Genomic DNA, 13,847 nt, shown 5'->3' on the forward strand with positions numbered 1-13,847 from the left:
GATCACGCTTCCGTCAAGTCGCGGCGGGCGCGATCAGGTGGAAGAACGTCCCGCTGACCTGCCCGCCGCCATCCGTCGCGCGGTGGCTGCCGGTTTCCGCGACCTCGCGGCCATTCGCGTCGGTGACATGGGCCAGGGGCGCATCGGGTTCGGACAGGATCGAGGCATAGTGGAACTCGTGCCCCCGCAGCGCGGCGCGTCCCAGCCCCGGCAGCGGCGCCAGCGGTGTCGCGCGGCGGTATCCCAGGTGCATCCGCCGCTTGTGGTAGCTGGTCTCCAGCCCCAGCAGGCCCAGCATCGGGTGACGCTGCCCCTCGGCATCGACCAGCCCCGCGCCAAGCGCCATGTAGCCGCCGCATTCCCCGTGCACGGGCCGCGTGCGGGCAAAGCGGTGCATGGCCTGCCGGAATCCGTCCGCAGCGGCCAGCCGTCCGGCGTGCAGTTCCGGGTATCCGCCAGGCAGCCAGCAGCAATCCGCGCCGTCGTCCGGCCCCTCGTCGGCCAGCGGCGAGAACGGCAGGATCGTCGCGCCCGCCCGCCGCCACGCGTCGATCACATGCGGATAGGTGAAGGAGAACGCGGCGTCCCGCGCGAGCGCGATCCGCCCGCCGGGGGGCGTCATGGCGGTGGGCGGATCGGCGGGCGGCAGGGGGCGGGCCGCCGCCGCACCCAGCATCGCGTCCAGGTCGCAATGCGCGCCGATGAAGTCGCCCGCATGGTCCAGGATCGCCTGAAGGCCCTCGGTCTCTTCGGCCTGGACAAGGCCCAGATGGCGTTCGGGCAGGGTGATGTTGCCCTGTCGCGGCAGCGCGCCCAGCACGCGGATGCCCGCGCGGTCCATCCCCTCGCGGATCAGGGTTTCATGCCGGGCCGAGGCCACGCGGTTCAGCACCACCCCCGCAAAGGGCAGGTCGGGCTGCAGCGTGGCGAAGCCCCGCGCGACCGCCGCCGCCGACTGCGCCTGCCCCGACACGTCGATGATCAGAACCACCGGCCAGCCCGTCAGCGTCGCGATCTCGGCGCTGGCGCCGATGCCGGATTCGCCCCGATGCGCAACGCCGTCGAACAGGCCCATCGACCCCTCGGCCAGCACTAGGTCGGCATCCGGCTGGGCGGTGACATGAGTCAGGATACGCCCCCGCTCCATCGCCCAGGAATCCAGGTTGAAGGACGGCCGCCCCGAGGCCGCGCGGTGGAAGCCCGGGTCGATATAGTCCGGTCCCGACTTGAAAGGCTGCACATCCATGCCGCGGCGGCGCAGCGCGTTCAGAAGGCCCAGCATCAGCACCGTCTTGCCGGTGCCCGATGCGGGGGCAGAGATCATCAGTCCGGGCGTCATTCGGGGAACCTGGGGTTGGGGCCGGTCGGGCGGTACCGGCGGTCGTAATCGGCGGCATAGAGGCGGCTTTCCTGGAACCCCTCGGCGCCAAGTGCGGGGCCGACAAGGATCAGCGCGGTGCGGTCGATGCCCTGGGCCGCCTGTGCGATGGTGGCAAGGGGCGCGCGGATGACGCGCTGGTCGGGCCAGCTTGCGCGCCAGACGACCGCCACCGGGCAATCCGGCCCGTAGTGTGGGGACAGATCGGCCACCACGCGGTCCAGCGCATGGATCGACAGGTGGATCGCCAGCGTGGCGCCGGTGGCGGCGAAGGCGCTCAGGCTCTCGCCCTCGGGCATGGCGGATGCGCGGCCAGGGGTGCGGGTCAGGACGACCGATTGCGCAAGGCCGGGCAGGGTCAGTTCGGATTGCAGCGCCGCGGCGGCGGCGGCGAAGCTGGGCACGCCGGGCGTCACCTGCACGGGAATGTCCAGCGCGCGCAGGCGGCGCAGCTGCTCGCCCATCGCCGACCAGACCGACAGATCGCCCGAATGCAGCCGCGCGACGTCATGGCCCGCCGCATGGGCGGATGCGATCTCGTCGATGATCTGGTCCAGGCTGAGGGGGGCGGTATTCACGATCCGCGCGCCTTCGGGGCAGTGATCCAGCAGCGCGGGCGGGATCAGGCTGCCGGCATAGAGGCAGACGGGGCAGGCGGCGATCAGGTCGCGCCCGCGGATGGTCAACAGGTCGGCGGCGCCCGGTCCGGCGCCGATGAAGTGGACGGTCATGGAACCTCGGCTATGGCGATGGTGACGGGGCCGCAGGCGGTGCGCGGCCCCAGAAGGCGGCCCCCTGCGGCAATGGCTGCGGCCTCGGCCACCGATCCGGTGGCGAAAAGGTTCAGGATGCGGGGCGATTGCGTGGGGGTTTCGATGCCCGCGACATCGACCAGCCGCAGGGGCAGGGCCAGCGCCTGCGCGGCGGCCCGCAATTCGGGCGCGCGTGCCGCGATGCCCGCCAGCAGGTCGGCCCCGCCTGCGCGGGTCAGCGCGGTGGCGATGGCTGCGGGCGGCGTGCCCGGCCTGCATCCGATGCCCGCGATCCTCATGCGGGGCGGCTCCATTGGGTGACGGGACGGGCGGGCTGCCAGCCGCGCATGCCGCCAAGGGGCGCGGCCTCGCTGAGGGCGATGCGGGTCAGGCTGCCGCCATGGCGGGCATGCAGCGTGGCCAGCAGGGATTCGGTCTCCAACGTCACGGCATTGGCGACGATGCGGGCAGGCAGGGGAAGGATGGCGTCGAACAGCTCTGCGCTGCCGCCGCCGCCCACGAAGATCGCGTCGGGTGCGGGCAGATCGCGCAGGGCATCGGGGGCGGTGCCCTGCAGCGCGTCGATGCGATGCGCCACGCCGAAGCGGTCGCGGTTGCTGCGGATCAGGTCCAACCGATCCTCGCGCGGTTCGATGCAGATGGCGCGTCCCCCCGCCAACGCCCATTCGACCGAGATCGACCCCGACCCGCCGCCGATATCCCACAGCAGCTCCCCCGGTCGGGGGGCAAGCGCGGCCAGCGTCATCGCGCGGACGGGCGATTTCGTGATCTGGCCGCGATGGTCGAACAACTCGTCCGCCCGCCCCGCCGCCATGGGCAGGCCGAAGCCCGCGGGCAGGTAGTCGCCGTCGATGGCGACGGCCACGGGGGCCTCGTGGCCGTCCCGCAGCGGGCCGACGCGTTCGCGCGGGCCGCCCAGGCGCTCCAGCACCGTCAGCCGCGCCGCATTCGCGCCCATGTCGCGCAACCATTCGGCCAACGCGGCAGGCGCATTGCCGTCCCGCAGGGTCGCGATGATGCGGCAGCCGCGATGCAGATGCGGGCGAAGCTGCGTGAATGGCGCGGCATGAAGGCCAAGCGTCGCGCAACGTTCCAGCCGCCAGCCCATGCGCGCGGCGGCCAGCGAGAAGACCCCCGCCACCGGAAAGGCCCGCCATTCCGTCGGGTCCAGATGCGCCGCGATGCTGCCGCCCGCGCCGAACCAGAACGGATCGCCCGAGGTCAGCATCGCCACCCGTTCCCCCCGCAGCGCAAGGATCGGGGCCAGATCGAAGGGCACGGGCCATTCGCGGCCCCGCGCGCCCACCCCTGCCAGCGCCAGGTGACGCGGCCCGCCGAAGACGATGCGCGCGTCCTCCAGCGCCTTCCGGCTTGCGGCGCCAAGGCCCGGCAGGCCATCCTCGTTCAGACCGATGATCGACAGCCAGGGTTCAGACATGACGCGCATCCTTCTTCTGGGCGGCACGACCGAGGCCCGCCGCATGGCGGATGCGCTGGCGGGGATGGATGCGATCTACAGCCTTGCGGGCCGGACGGCGCAGCCATTGGCCATGCCCATCCCCATGCGCATCGGCGGCTTCGGCGGTCCCGAGGGGCTGGCGGATTACCTGCGCCGCGAGGGCATCACCCATGTGGTCGACGCGACCCATCCCTTTGCCGCGCGGATCAGCGCCAATGCCCATGCGGCCTGCGATGCGCTGGGCCTGCCGCTGATCCGGCTGGTCCGTCCGGCATGGCGCGGCGAGGGGTGGCTGCACGTGCCCGACATGGCCGCCGCTGCCGCGGTGCTGCCGCGCGATCCGGCGCGGGTTTTCCTTGCGATCGGACGGATGCACCTGTCGGAATTCGCGCATCTGCCGCATCGCTGGCTGCTGCGGCTGGTCGATGCGCCAACCGCCCCGCCGCTGCCCCGCGCACAGGTGGTGATCGACCGCGGCCCCTTTACCGTCGATGGAGACCTGTATCTGATGCGCCGCCACGGCACCACGCACCTGGTGGCCAAGAACAGCGGCGGCGCGGGGGCCGAGGCCAAGCTGCATGCCGCGCGCGCCTTGGGCGTGCAGGTCGTGATGATCGACCGCCCCGTCCTGCCGCCGCGTCCGCACGCGGCCCATCCGGCAGAGGTGCTGGACTGGCTGCATCACGCCCCCGCCGATCTGGGCGCATAGACCCACCGCCCCACGCGGCGCGTCGCGGAATTGCCGACGATCACCACCGTGCGCATGTCGGCCATCTCGGGGGTGGCCTCGGCCAGCGAGGTGATGCGCAGTTCCTCGTCCGGGGTCGAGACCGCGCGGGCGAAGATCAGCAGGCGCTCGGGTTCGCATTCCTCGCGCAGGATCTGCAGCACGCGGGCGAACCCCTCGGGGCGCGATTTCGAACGCGGGTTGTAGAAGGCCATCGCGAAATCGCCCCTTGCGGCGTGGCGCAGGCGTTTCTCGATCAGCGCGAAGGGCTTGAGGTTGTCCGACAGGTTGATCGCGCAGAAATCATGGCCCAGGGGCGCCCCCGCGCGGGCCGCGGCGGCCAGCATGGCGGTGATCCCCGGCAGGATGCGAATGTCGGGATCGGTGCCGCGTTCCTCCAGCGCCTCGAACAGGGCGGCGGCCATGGCGAAGACCCCCGGATCGCCCGAGGATACGATGACCACCCGCGCGCCGTCCTCGGCCAGGTCCAGCGCGTGGCGGGCGCGGTCCAGCTCGACCCGGTTGTCCGACGGGTGCAGCCGCAGGTCCGCGCGCGGCGCCACCCGCGCGACATAGGGGATATAGCCGATGACATCGGTCGCCTCTGCCAGGGCCTGCGTCACCTCGGGGGTGACCAGCGCATCGGCACCGGGGCCGAGGCCCGCGACGGTGATGCGACCGCTCATTCGGGGCACCTGATTTCGGGGCGGCGGCCATGGCCGTGGACCATGACGATCGCGAAATAGGGGCAGTCGGCCGCGTCCACGTCGCGCAGCCGTGCCAGCCGCTGGTCGGGCATGGTGCCGCGCTCGATCAGCCAGGCGTCGTCCAGACGGCCCGCCGCCTGCAGCGCGGCGCGGATGCGGGGGAGGTTGCGGCCCGTCTTCATCACGACGATGGCATCCGACATGGCCATGCGCCGTTCCAGTTCGGCCTGCGGCAGCGTCCCGGCCAGAACCGTCAGCACGTCGTCGCCCCAGGTGATGGGCGATCCGGTCGCGGTCCAGCAGCCCGACATGCCGGTGATGCCGGGGATCACCTCGGTTTCGACGCGGCCCTGAAGGCGGACATACAGATGCATGAACGATCCGTAGAAGAACGGATCCCCCTCGCACAGGACGACAAGGTCGTCCGCCGCGGCCAGCGCCGCCAGCCGGTCGGCCCAGTCGTCGTAGAACCGCGCCAGCGCGTCGTTATAGGCGGGGCTGTCGAAGGGCACCTCGGTCGTGATGGGGTATTCCATCGCGTGTTCGGGGATGCCCGCGGGCAGGATGCCCTCGACGATGCGGCGGGCCTGCCCCTGCCGACCCGGCTTGCGGAAGAAGGCCACCTGCCTTGCGCCGCGCAGCGCGCGGTCGGCGCGGACCGATATCAGGTCGGGGTCGCCCGGCCCCAGCCCCGCGCAGATGATGCGTCCCATCCGATCACTCCTTCCGGCTGGCCAGCGCGTTGACGGCGGCGACGGTGATGGCCGATCCGCCCAACCGCCCCTGCACGATCAGCGAGGGCACGGGCGGCGCGGCCATCAGCGCGTCCTTCGATTCCATCGCGCCGACGAAGCCCACGGGGCAGCCGATGATGGCGGCGGGGCGCGGGCAGTCGGGATCTTCCAGCATGTTCAGCAGGTGGAACAGCGCGGTGGGCGCGTTGCCGATGGCGACGATCGCGCCGGCCAGATGGGGGCGCCACAGCTCCAGCGCGGCGGCGCTGCGGGTATTCCCCATCCGCTGCGCCAGTTCCGGCGTGCGCGGATCGTTCAGCGTGCAGATGACGGGGTTCTCTGCGGGCAGCCGGGGGCGGGTGATCCCCTCGCTGACCATGCGCGCATCGCAGAGGATCGGCGCGCCATCCGCCAGCGCCTGCCGCGCGACGCTCGCCATGCCGGGGGTGAAGCGGATGTCGCGTTCCAGCCCGACCAGCCCGGCGGCGTGGATCATCCGCACGGCGACCGGTTCCTCGTCCGCGTCGAAGCGGACCAGATCGGCCTCGGCCCGGATCGTGGCGAAGGACTGGCGATAGATCGCGGCCCCGTCGGTTTCATAGTGGTGGGGCATCAGGGCACCTTGGTCAGTTGGTCGGGGTGAAGCCCGCGCAGCCCGGCCGGGTCCGAGGCGCGTCCGTGGCGGATCACGTCGAAGCCCTGCGGCGTCGCGGTCAGGGTCAGGTCGGCGGGGCGCGGGCAGGCGCATCCCTTGGCGCAGCCCGAGACATGCAGCACCGCGCCCTGCGGCATCAGGGGCGCAAGGTCGCGGGCCAGCTGGCGCACTGGCGCATGTGCGGAGGCGCAGGCGGGGGCGCCGGGGCAGGCATGGGTGCGCAGCAGCGGGTCGTCGGGCCGCTGGATCAGCCCCGGCATCGCGGGCAGGCTGCGGGCCGCGCAGACCATGATCATGCGCCAGGGCGTCATCCGCAGGGGCGCAAGGCGCGACAGCCTGCGCAGCGTGTCGGGCGGGATCTGGCCGAATTCGAAGCCCGCCAGCATCCCGGCAGGCGTCGCGCCGGGGGCGGGGCGCGCGACGGGGGGGCGTGCGGGAGTGTCGGCGGCAGGGCGGATGCCCGTGGCGATCAGCGCGGCCATGCGGCCCCGACCGCCCGGCGCGCCGCCCTGGTCCAGGAACCAGCGGGCCATCGCGACCACGTCGTCCGGTCCGCGCAGGGGGGCGGCAAGCGGCATGCCGTCGGCGCGGATCAGGTCGCCCTCGACCCGGATGTCGGCGGGGGCATCGGTCAGGACGGGCTGGGCGTCGTCGATCGCGATGCCGAACTTGGCGGGCAGGGGCAGGCGGCTGTCTGTCAGGGCGCGGGCGATATCGGCGGCCAGCCGGTCGGTCGCGGGCGTGGCGAAGGGCGTGACGACGATGTTGCGCAGCTGCTCGGTCGTGGGGTCGGGGTCCAGCAGGTCGGCCTGGCACAGCGCGTCCAGCAGGGGGGCGTGGGTGGCCTGCGTGACGCCGCGCAGTTGCAGGTTCGCGCGGCCCGTCAGCTCGATCGTGCCGTTGCCCCATGCCTCGGCGGCGTCGGCGATGGTTCTGGCCTGCACGCGGCTCAGCCTGCCGCCGCGCGGGCGGATGCGGACGACCAGCCCGTCGCCGGATTCCATCGGGCGCAGGGCGCCGGGACACCATCCCCGGATCCCGCTCATTCGGCGGCCCCCAGGGTTGCGGCGATGGAGTTGCGGCGCGTCACCCACAGGCCCGCATCGTGCAGGCGGCGGAACAGGTCGCGCATCGCCTGAAGGGCGGCCGGGTTGGCCTCGGCCATGAAACGCTCGATCTCGGGGCGGCCAAGCGTCGCGTCGTGATAGAGGTCGAACAGATGCGGCGGCACCGCGCCCGCCAGATGCGCGAAGGCCGCCATGTGGTCCAGCGTCGCCGCGATCTCGGCCGCGCCGCGGAAACCGTGGCGGGTCATCGCGTCGGCCCATGCGGGATCGGCGGCGCGGGCGCGGACGGTGCGGGCGATCTCTTCGGGCAGGGTGCGGGCGCGGGGGCGGTCGGGCTGCGTCGCGTCCAGGTGATAGAGCGCGGGCGCCGCGCCCCCGATCCGCGCGACGGCGGCGGCGAAGCCTGCCTCGTGCGCGGCATAGTCGGCGGCCAGCAGCAGGTCCGATTCCGGCAGGTCCTGCGCGTGGACGAAGCTGTCGGCACCGGCCATGCGCAGGTCCAGCGCCTCTCGGTCGCGGCGCGATTGCCCGTCCGCGCCGATGGCCCATTCGGACGCGGCCAGCCATGCCTCGCCCGCGGCGGCGCGGGCGGCATCTGTAAAGCTGTCGGGCGCGGTCCCCATCCCCAGCCCATAGCTGCCGGGCGCGGGGCCGAAGACACGCGGCGCATCGGTGGCATAGGGGTTCTGGTCCGCAGCCTCGTCCCGTTCGGCCAGTGCGCGGATGCCCGTCTGGAACATCTGCGCCAGCACCGGGAACACGTCGCGGAACAGCCCCGAGACCCGCAGCGTCACGTCGATGCGCGGGCGGCCCAGCAGCGCAAGGGGCACGACCTCGACCCCGCTGACGCGGCCCGAGCCTTCGTCCCAGGCGGGGCGCAGACCGGCGAGGTGCAGGGCCATGGCGAATTCCTCGCCCGCGGTGCGCATCGTGGCGCTGCCCCACAGATCGACGACCAGCCCGCGCGGCCAGTCGCCGTGGTCCTGCAGGTGGCGGCGCAGCAGCTCCTCGGCCAGTTTCACGCCCTGCGCATGGGCGGCGGGCGTCGGAACCGCGCGCGGATCGGTGGAAAACATATTCCGCCCCGTGGGCATCACATCGGACCGGCCCCGTGCGGGAGAGCCGGACGGCCCGGGGGCCACGAAGCGCCCCGCCAGCGCGGTCGTAAGGCCCCGACGCTCGGCATCGCCGCAGGGGCCGCTGCCCCAGACATGCAGCCCCTCGCCGTACTGGCTTTCCTTGATGTCGCAGACGAAGCGGTCGATCCGGGTGATCGCCTCGGCGGCCGAGGCATCGGCGGGGATGCCCAGGTCGGTTTCCACGCCCGATGCGCGGGCCTCGTCGCGGATATCGGCGATCAGGCGGTCGCGGCGGGCGGGGTCCAGCCCGTCGGCGGTGGAATATTCGTCCAGCAGGCGTTCCAGCGCGGCCATGCCGAGGGGTAGGCTGGCGGCACGCATCGGCGGGGGCATGTGCCCCAATGTGACCGCGCCCAGGCGTCGCTTGGCCTGCGCGGCCTCGCCCGGGTCGTTGACGATGAAGGGATAGATGACGGGCAGCGCCCCGGTCAGCGCCTGCGGCCAGCATTCGCCCGACAGCGCGACGGATTTGCCCGGCAGCCATTCCAGCGTGCCATGCGCGCCCATGTGGATCAGCGCATCGGGCGCCTGCGCCCGCAGCCACAGGTAGAAGGCGACATAGGCGTGGCGGGGCAGGCGGGTCAGGTCGTGGTATTCGTCCTCGCGCCCCTTTCGGTGGCTGCGCTCGGGTTGCAGCGCCAGGATCAGGTCGTCGCGGACCAGCGCGCGCAGGTGGAACGCGCCGTCGCGGCAATCGGGGTCGTCCGAGGGATCGCCCCATTCGGCCCGCAGCCGGTCCCGCAGCGCCTGTGGCAGCGTCCCAAGCGCCGCACGGTAATCCTCCAGCGGCCAGCGGATCGCGGCCTCGGCCAGCTCTGCCGCAAGGGGGGCGTGCCCCAGCATCCCCGCCACCGCATCCGCCGATGCCAGCGCGTCCAGCCCGACCGCGTGGGCCATCTGCCAGTCCCGCCCCGGATAGGTGGACAGCACCATCGCCACGCGCGGCCCGTCGCGTTCGGACAGGCGCAGCCATGCCGCGATCCGGTCGCATGCCGCACCCACCATGGCGGGGTCGGGCCGATGGGCGAAGCGCGAATATTGCAGCAGGGAATCGCGCGGCGCGGGGGACTTGAAGCTGACGACGCCCGCGAAGACGCGCCCGTCCACCTCGGGCAGGACGACGTTCATCGCAAGATCGGATGGCGACAGCCCACGCTCGGCCTCGGCCCATTCGCGGCGGCGGTTGGTGGACAGCGCGATCTGGAAGACGGGGCAGGTCAGCCCGCCGAAGGGCGCGGCGGAGAAGCCCGTGGCGTTGACGATTGCCCGCGGGCGCAGGTCGGCCCCGCGCAGGAAATCGGCAAAGCCCTCGGACTTGAGCGAGGGGGTGAAGACGCCGATTGCCGGGATGCCGCGATCGCGCAGCTTGCGGATCACTGCGTCGATGGCGGCGGTATCGGCGGCGGCCAGCCAGCTGCGATAGAAGGTGACAAGCACGGCCCCCTGCGGCGGGGCCGGAACGACGCCCAGATCGGGGTCGTGGAACCCCATCTGCGGCAGGGCGGTGCGGCCCGCGACGGGTGCCGCGTGCAGACCCGCCGCGATGGCCATCTGCGCCAGCGCCGCCTGCGCGGCCACCGCGCCGCCCTGGTCGCAATGGCGGCGCAGCACGCGCAGCACCGATGCGGGGACGGTGGACATCTCCTCCAGCCGGGGATCGTCGCGCCCGTCGGCGGGCAGGACGGCCAAGGCGATCCCCTTGCGCCGCGCCAGGTCCTGGACGGATGCAAGGCCATAGGGCCAATAGGCCTCGCCGCCGATCAGGCGGATCAGGATGCCCTTGGCCCCCGAGAGCGTCTGGTCGACATAGGTATCGACCGAGACCGGGTGCCGAAGCGCCACGAGGTTGCACAGCCGCAGCGACGGAAGCCCTCCATCCGCCCGGTGCCAGCCCGCCGCGAACGCGCCCAGGTCGCTGTCGGAAAAGGACAGCGCCACCAGGTCGCCCGGCGTCTGGCCGGGGTCATAGGGGGCGTCCGTTTCCTCGAGCCCCACGCGTTCGCGGAAGACCACATGCATCAGGCGGGCACGGCCTGCAGCATCGCGCGGATCGCGGGCGCGTCGATGCGGTCGTGTTCGGCGATCACCACCAGTCGCGAGATGCGGGGCGCGTCGCCCCAGGGGCGGTCGTACTGGTGGCGCACCCGCGCGCCGACGGCCTGCACCAGCAGGCGCATCGGCTTGCCCTGAACGGCGACGTGGCCCTTGACCCGCAGGATGTCATGCGTCCGCGCCAGATCCGCGATGCGGTCCGACAGCGCCTGCGGATCGTCGATCTCGGGCAGGTCGACGACGATGGTGTCGAAATCCTCGTGTTCGTGATCGTCGGCACCGTCATGGTGGCTGGGGCGGGCGTCGATGTCATCCTCGGCCGCCGCGTTCAGGCCCAGGATCAGGCGCGGGTCGATCGCTCCTTCGGTCACGGCCAGCATGGGCAGCTTGCGCGGGGCCTCGGCCTCGATCACGGCGCGGGCGGCGGCCAGGCCGTCCTGGCCCGCAAGGTCCGCCTTGGTCAGCAGGATCACGTCGGCGCAGGCGATCTGGTCCTCGAAGACCTCGGCCAGGGGGGTGTCGTGATCCAGCCCCTCATCGGCCAGGCGCTGCGCCTGCACGGCATCCTCGTCGGGCGCGAAGCGGCCCGCGGCCACGGCCTCGGCATCGGCAAGGGCGATCACCCCGTCCACGGTGATGCGCGAGCGGATCGCGGGCCAGTCGAACGCCTTCAGCAGGGGTTTGGGCAGCGCAAGACCCGAGGTTTCGATCAGGATGTGGTCGGGCTTCTGCGGCAGGGCCATCAGCCGTTCCAGCGTGGGGATGAAGTCGTCGGCCACGGTGCAGCAGATGCAGCCGTTCGACAGCTCCATGATGGCATCGGCGGGGCAGTTGTCGTCGGCGCAGCCCTTCAGGATGTCGCCATCGACGCCCATCGTGCCGAATTCGTTGACCAGAACGGCCAGCCGCTTGCCCTGCGGGTTCTGCATCAGGTGACGGATCAGGGTCGTCTTGCCTGCGCCCAGAAAGCCCGTGATGACGGTGACGGGGGTCTTGGTGAGGTCGGTCATGGATCACTCCTGCGGGGGGATGCGGGCAAGGCTCTGCTTGCGGAAGATGACGGGGCGCTGCCGCCACGGGACCAGCCCGTCCGGCGTCGCGGCATAGGCCGAGGCGCCCTCGCGGATGTCGGCGGCATCCTCGGGGCCCAGGCGGCCATAGACATAGGACCACTTGCCCGGGGCATGCAGCGCGACGGAACAGCCCTGCGAACAGGCCGACAGGCATTCGACGGCGCGCACCTCGACCCCTTCGGGCGGTGCCGTTGACAGGGCGGCGTGCAGGGTCGCGCCGGGGCGGGGCGCATCGGGGTCTGCCGCCGGGTCGGTGCCCCGGCAGGTGGTGCAGACATGCAGAATGGCGCGCATCGCGGGCCCGTCCTTTCGCTGCGGCGGCAGGGCATGGCCAACAGGACGGCCCCCATGGCCGTCGGCTGCCGGTTGCGGAAAACACCCCGTCCGCCCGTGATCGTTCGGCGCTGGCAGGTCTCCCGGCTTGCGGATCAAACGGTCGGCCCACCTTCCCGGCACGGGGCCAGTGGCACGGGCGACCTCTCCGGTCACGGTCGCGGGGGCGGCTGCGTTCGGGCGGTGGCCCTTCGCATTCCCTCTTCGCCCGCCTTGCGGCGGGAACCAGCGCGGGTTTACCAAAGTCCGGACCGCCCCCGAATGTCAACCGAAAGGACCAAGGCCGTGACGGAACAGAGCGACGAAACCGAGGCCCGCCACAGCGCCAAGATGGCCAAGAAGAAGGCCGCCCGCGACCGCATGATGGAGACGAAGACCGGCGAGAAGGGGCTGATCATCGTCCATACCGGCCCCGGCAAGGGCAAGTCCAGCAGCGGTTTCGGCATGATCATGCGCTGCATCGCCCACGAGATGCCTTCGGCCGTGGTGCAGTTCATCAAGGGGGCGTGGGACACGGGCGAGCGCACGCTGCTGACCACGCATTTCGCGGATCTGTGCCAGTTCCACGCCATGGGCGAGGGCTTCACCTGGGAAACCCAGGACCGCGCCCGCGACATCGCCATGGCCGAGGCCGGCTGGCAGAAGGCGCAGGAGCTGATCCGCGACCCCGAGATCCGCATGGTCCTGCTGGACGAGATCAACATCGCCTTCCGCTACGGCTATCTGGACGTGCAGCAGGTGCTGGATTTCCTTGCGGTCGAGAAGCCGCCCATGACCCATGTCGTGCTGACCGGGCGCGGCGCCCCCGAGGCGCTGGTCGAGGCTGCCGACCTGGTGACCGAGATGGGCCAGGTGAAGCATCCGTTCCGGGCCGGGATCAAGGCGCAGGCCGGGGTCGAGTTCTGATCCGCGCGGCCTTTCTTTGACCGCGGTGCCGCAATGCGGCATTGTGGTCACGACAGGGTGAACCCAAGGCCGGGGCTGCGTGTTCATCTTTCGCAAGAAACGAAAGGCCAGACATGACGCCCCCAGTCCTTCCTGCGGATGCCGCCCTGTTCCTCGATTTCGACGGCTGTCTCGTGGATATCGCGCCGCGACCCGATGCGGTGGTGATCACCGACGCGCTGCGGCGCAGGCTCGCGCTGCTGCACGACCGGCAGGGGGGCGCGGTCGCGCTGATCTCGGGGCGGGACGTGGGCGACCTGCGCCGGATGCTGCCCGAGTTCGGTGGCTGGATCGCGGGCAGCCACGGCTCCGAACTGTCCACCGGGCCGGGCCACGTGGAGCCGCTGCACGAACATCCCTTCGACGCGCCCGCGCTGCATGCCCGCACCCGCGAACTTGCGGCCCCCCATCCCGCCATCCTGGTCGAGGAGAAGCCCCACGGCGTCGCCATGCATTACCGCGCGGACCCCGCGCTGCGCGGCTTCGTCGAGGATACGATGGCCGCGCTGGCCTCCGAGCATCCCCACCTGCAGCTGCAACCCGCCAAGATGGCGCTGGAGCTGCGCCCGGGCGGGGTGGGCAAGGATACCGCGATGGCCCGCCTGATGCAGCATCCGCCCTTCGCGGGGCGCATGCCCGTCTTCGCGGGCGACGACACGACCGACGAACCCGCCATGGCCGAGGCCCAGTCGCGCGGCGGTTTCGCCATCAAGATCGGGGACGGCATGACCGCCGCCCGCCACCGTCTTCCCGACCCCTCGGCGCTGGCCGACTGGTTGGACGAAGCATTGCAGAAGAACTGAGA

Annotated in this window: 14 protein-coding genes and 1 riboswitch; of the genes, 3 read left to right on the forward strand and 11 right to left on the reverse strand. The window is 72.0% G+C overall.

Annotated elements, in window-relative coordinates:
- Positions 1 to 13: 13 nt before the first annotated feature.
- Genes QMZ16_RS12065 through cbiE form a run of 4 tightly spaced genes read right to left on the reverse strand, consistent with a single transcriptional unit; the run spans position 14 to position 3,589 of the window.
- Complete coding sequence (locus tag QMZ16_RS12065) at positions 14 to 1,339, reverse strand: cobyrinate a,c-diamide synthase (protein ID WP_282603451.1); 1,326 nt, start codon at positions 1,337 to 1,339, stop codon at positions 14 to 16.
- Positions 1,336 to 2,109, reverse strand: a complete 774-nt coding sequence (cobM, locus tag QMZ16_RS12070; RefSeq protein WP_282603452.1) for a precorrin-4 C(11)-methyltransferase — start codon at positions 2,107 to 2,109, stop codon at positions 1,336 to 1,338. The genes QMZ16_RS12065 and cobM overlap by 4 nt, the downstream gene beginning before the upstream one ends.
- A complete protein-coding gene (locus tag QMZ16_RS12075; RefSeq protein WP_282603453.1) occupies positions 2,106 to 2,429 on the reverse strand; it encodes a cobalamin biosynthesis protein in 324 nt (107 codons plus the stop codon). The genes cobM and QMZ16_RS12075 overlap by 4 nt, the downstream gene beginning before the upstream one ends.
- Entirely contained in the window at positions 2,426 to 3,589 is a 1,164-nt protein-coding gene (gene cbiE, locus QMZ16_RS12080; protein ID WP_282603454.1) for a precorrin-6y C5,15-methyltransferase (decarboxylating) subunit CbiE, read from the reverse strand. Before cbiE ends, QMZ16_RS12075 begins: the two co-directional genes overlap by 4 nt.
- On the opposite strand from cbiE, the gene QMZ16_RS12085 reads away from it, so the two are divergent.
- On the forward strand, positions 3,588 to 4,319 hold the full coding sequence (locus tag QMZ16_RS12085) for a cobalt-precorrin-6A reductase (protein WP_282603455.1): 732 nt from the start codon (positions 3,588 to 3,590) through the stop codon (positions 4,317 to 4,319). The genes cbiE and QMZ16_RS12085 overlap by 2 nt on opposite strands.
- Here QMZ16_RS12085 and cobJ read toward each other — a convergent pair.
- Genes cobJ through QMZ16_RS12120 form a run of 7 tightly spaced genes read right to left on the reverse strand, consistent with a single transcriptional unit; the run spans position 4,292 to position 12,058 of the window.
- Positions 4,292 to 5,023 (reverse strand): precorrin-3B C(17)-methyltransferase, encoded by a 732-nt coding sequence (cobJ, locus tag QMZ16_RS12090; protein WP_282603456.1) that lies wholly within the window; start codon positions 5,021 to 5,023, stop codon positions 4,292 to 4,294. The genes QMZ16_RS12085 and cobJ overlap by 28 nt on opposite strands.
- Positions 5,020 to 5,757: a precorrin-2 C(20)-methyltransferase gene (locus tag QMZ16_RS12095; protein WP_282603457.1), complete on the reverse strand. Its 738-nt coding sequence runs from the start codon at positions 5,755 to 5,757 to the stop codon at positions 5,020 to 5,022. Before QMZ16_RS12095 ends, cobJ begins: the two co-directional genes overlap by 4 nt.
- Before the next feature lie 4 nt (positions 5,758 to 5,761).
- Positions 5,762 to 6,391, reverse strand: a complete 630-nt coding sequence (locus QMZ16_RS12100) for a precorrin-8X methylmutase (protein ID WP_282603458.1) — start codon at positions 6,389 to 6,391, stop codon at positions 5,762 to 5,764.
- Entirely contained in the window at positions 6,391 to 7,479 is a 1,089-nt protein-coding gene (locus tag QMZ16_RS12105; protein ID WP_282603459.1) for a precorrin-3B synthase, read from the reverse strand. The genes QMZ16_RS12100 and QMZ16_RS12105 overlap by 1 nt, the downstream gene beginning before the upstream one ends.
- The gene (cobN, locus tag QMZ16_RS12110; RefSeq protein WP_282603460.1) at positions 7,476 to 10,658 is read right to left on the reverse strand and encodes a cobaltochelatase subunit CobN; all 3,183 of its coding nucleotides are present in this window, start codon (positions 10,656 to 10,658) and stop codon (positions 7,476 to 7,478) included. Before cobN ends, QMZ16_RS12105 begins: the two co-directional genes overlap by 4 nt.
- Complete coding sequence (gene cobW / locus QMZ16_RS12115) at positions 10,658 to 11,701, reverse strand: cobalamin biosynthesis protein CobW (protein ID WP_282603461.1); 1,044 nt, start codon at positions 11,699 to 11,701, stop codon at positions 10,658 to 10,660. The genes cobN and cobW overlap by 1 nt, the downstream gene beginning before the upstream one ends.
- A 3-nt stretch (positions 11,702 to 11,704) precedes the next feature.
- Positions 11,705 to 12,058 (reverse strand): DUF1636 domain-containing protein, encoded by a 354-nt coding sequence (locus tag QMZ16_RS12120; RefSeq protein ID WP_282603462.1) that lies wholly within the window; start codon positions 12,056 to 12,058, stop codon positions 11,705 to 11,707.
- Between the two features lie 94 nt (positions 12,059 to 12,152).
- A riboswitch (cobalamin riboswitch) is annotated at positions 12,153 to 12,342 on the reverse strand.
- Between the two features lie 16 nt (positions 12,343 to 12,358).
- Between QMZ16_RS12120 and cobO the strand changes: the two genes are divergently transcribed.
- On the forward strand, positions 12,359 to 13,003 hold the full coding sequence (gene cobO / locus QMZ16_RS12125) for a cob(I)yrinic acid a,c-diamide adenosyltransferase (protein ID WP_282603463.1): 645 nt from the start codon (positions 12,359 to 12,361) through the stop codon (positions 13,001 to 13,003).
- Positions 13,004 to 13,116: 113 nt separating this feature from the next.
- Entirely contained in the window at positions 13,117 to 13,845 is a 729-nt protein-coding gene (gene otsB / locus QMZ16_RS12130; protein WP_282603464.1) for a trehalose-phosphatase, read from the forward strand.
- Positions 13,846 to 13,847: the final 2 nt, after the last annotated feature.

This window comes from Paracoccus sp. PARArs4 (assembly GCF_947311865.1).
GTDB classification, from domain to species: Bacteria; Pseudomonadota; Alphaproteobacteria; order Rhodobacterales; family Rhodobacteraceae; genus Paracoccus; species Paracoccus zeaxanthinifaciens.

What these genes read in the sequence shown, in the direction of transcription:
- cobJ (WP_282603456.1), bottom strand. Translation starts at nt 5,023, where the DNA reads ATGAGCGGTCGCATCACCGTCGCGGGCCTCGGCCCCGGTGCCGATGCG.
- cobN (WP_282603460.1), bottom strand. Translation starts at nt 10,658, where the DNA reads ATGCATGTGGTCTTCCGCGAACGCGTGGGGCTCGAGGAAACGGACGCC.
- QMZ16_RS12095 (WP_282603457.1), bottom strand. Translation starts at nt 5,757, where the DNA reads ATGGGACGCATCATCTGCGCGGGGCTGGGGCCGGGCGACCCCGACCTG.
- cbiE (WP_282603454.1), bottom strand. Translation starts at nt 3,589, where the DNA reads ATGTCTGAACCCTGGCTGTCGATCATCGGTCTGAACGAGGATGGCCTG.
- QMZ16_RS12075 (WP_282603453.1), bottom strand. Translation starts at nt 2,429, where the DNA reads ATGAGGATCGCGGGCATCGGATGCAGGCCGGGCACGCCGCCCGCAGCC.
- otsB (WP_282603464.1), top strand. Translation starts at nt 13,117, where the DNA reads ATGACGCCCCCAGTCCTTCCTGCGGATGCCGCCCTGTTCCTCGATTTC.
- cobW (WP_282603461.1), bottom strand. Translation starts at nt 11,701, where the DNA reads ATGACCGACCTCACCAAGACCCCCGTCACCGTCATCACGGGCTTTCTG.
- cobM (WP_282603452.1), bottom strand. Translation starts at nt 2,109, where the DNA reads ATGACCGTCCACTTCATCGGCGCCGGACCGGGCGCCGCCGACCTGTTG.
- QMZ16_RS12120 (WP_282603462.1), bottom strand. Translation starts at nt 12,058, where the DNA reads ATGCGCGCCATTCTGCATGTCTGCACCACCTGCCGGGGCACCGACCCG.
- QMZ16_RS12100 (WP_282603458.1), bottom strand. Translation starts at nt 6,391, where the DNA reads ATGCCCCACCACTATGAAACCGACGGGGCCGCGATCTATCGCCAGTCC.
- QMZ16_RS12105 (WP_282603459.1), bottom strand. Translation starts at nt 7,479, where the DNA reads ATGAGCGGGATCCGGGGATGGTGTCCCGGCGCCCTGCGCCCGATGGAA.
- QMZ16_RS12065 (WP_282603451.1), bottom strand. Translation starts at nt 1,339, where the DNA reads ATGACGCCCGGACTGATGATCTCTGCCCCCGCATCGGGCACCGGCAAG.
- cobO (WP_282603463.1), top strand. Translation starts at nt 12,359, where the DNA reads ATGTCAACCGAAAGGACCAAGGCCGTGACGGAACAGAGCGACGAAACC.
- QMZ16_RS12085 (WP_282603455.1), top strand. Translation starts at nt 3,588, where the DNA reads ATGACGCGCATCCTTCTTCTGGGCGGCACGACCGAGGCCCGCCGCATG.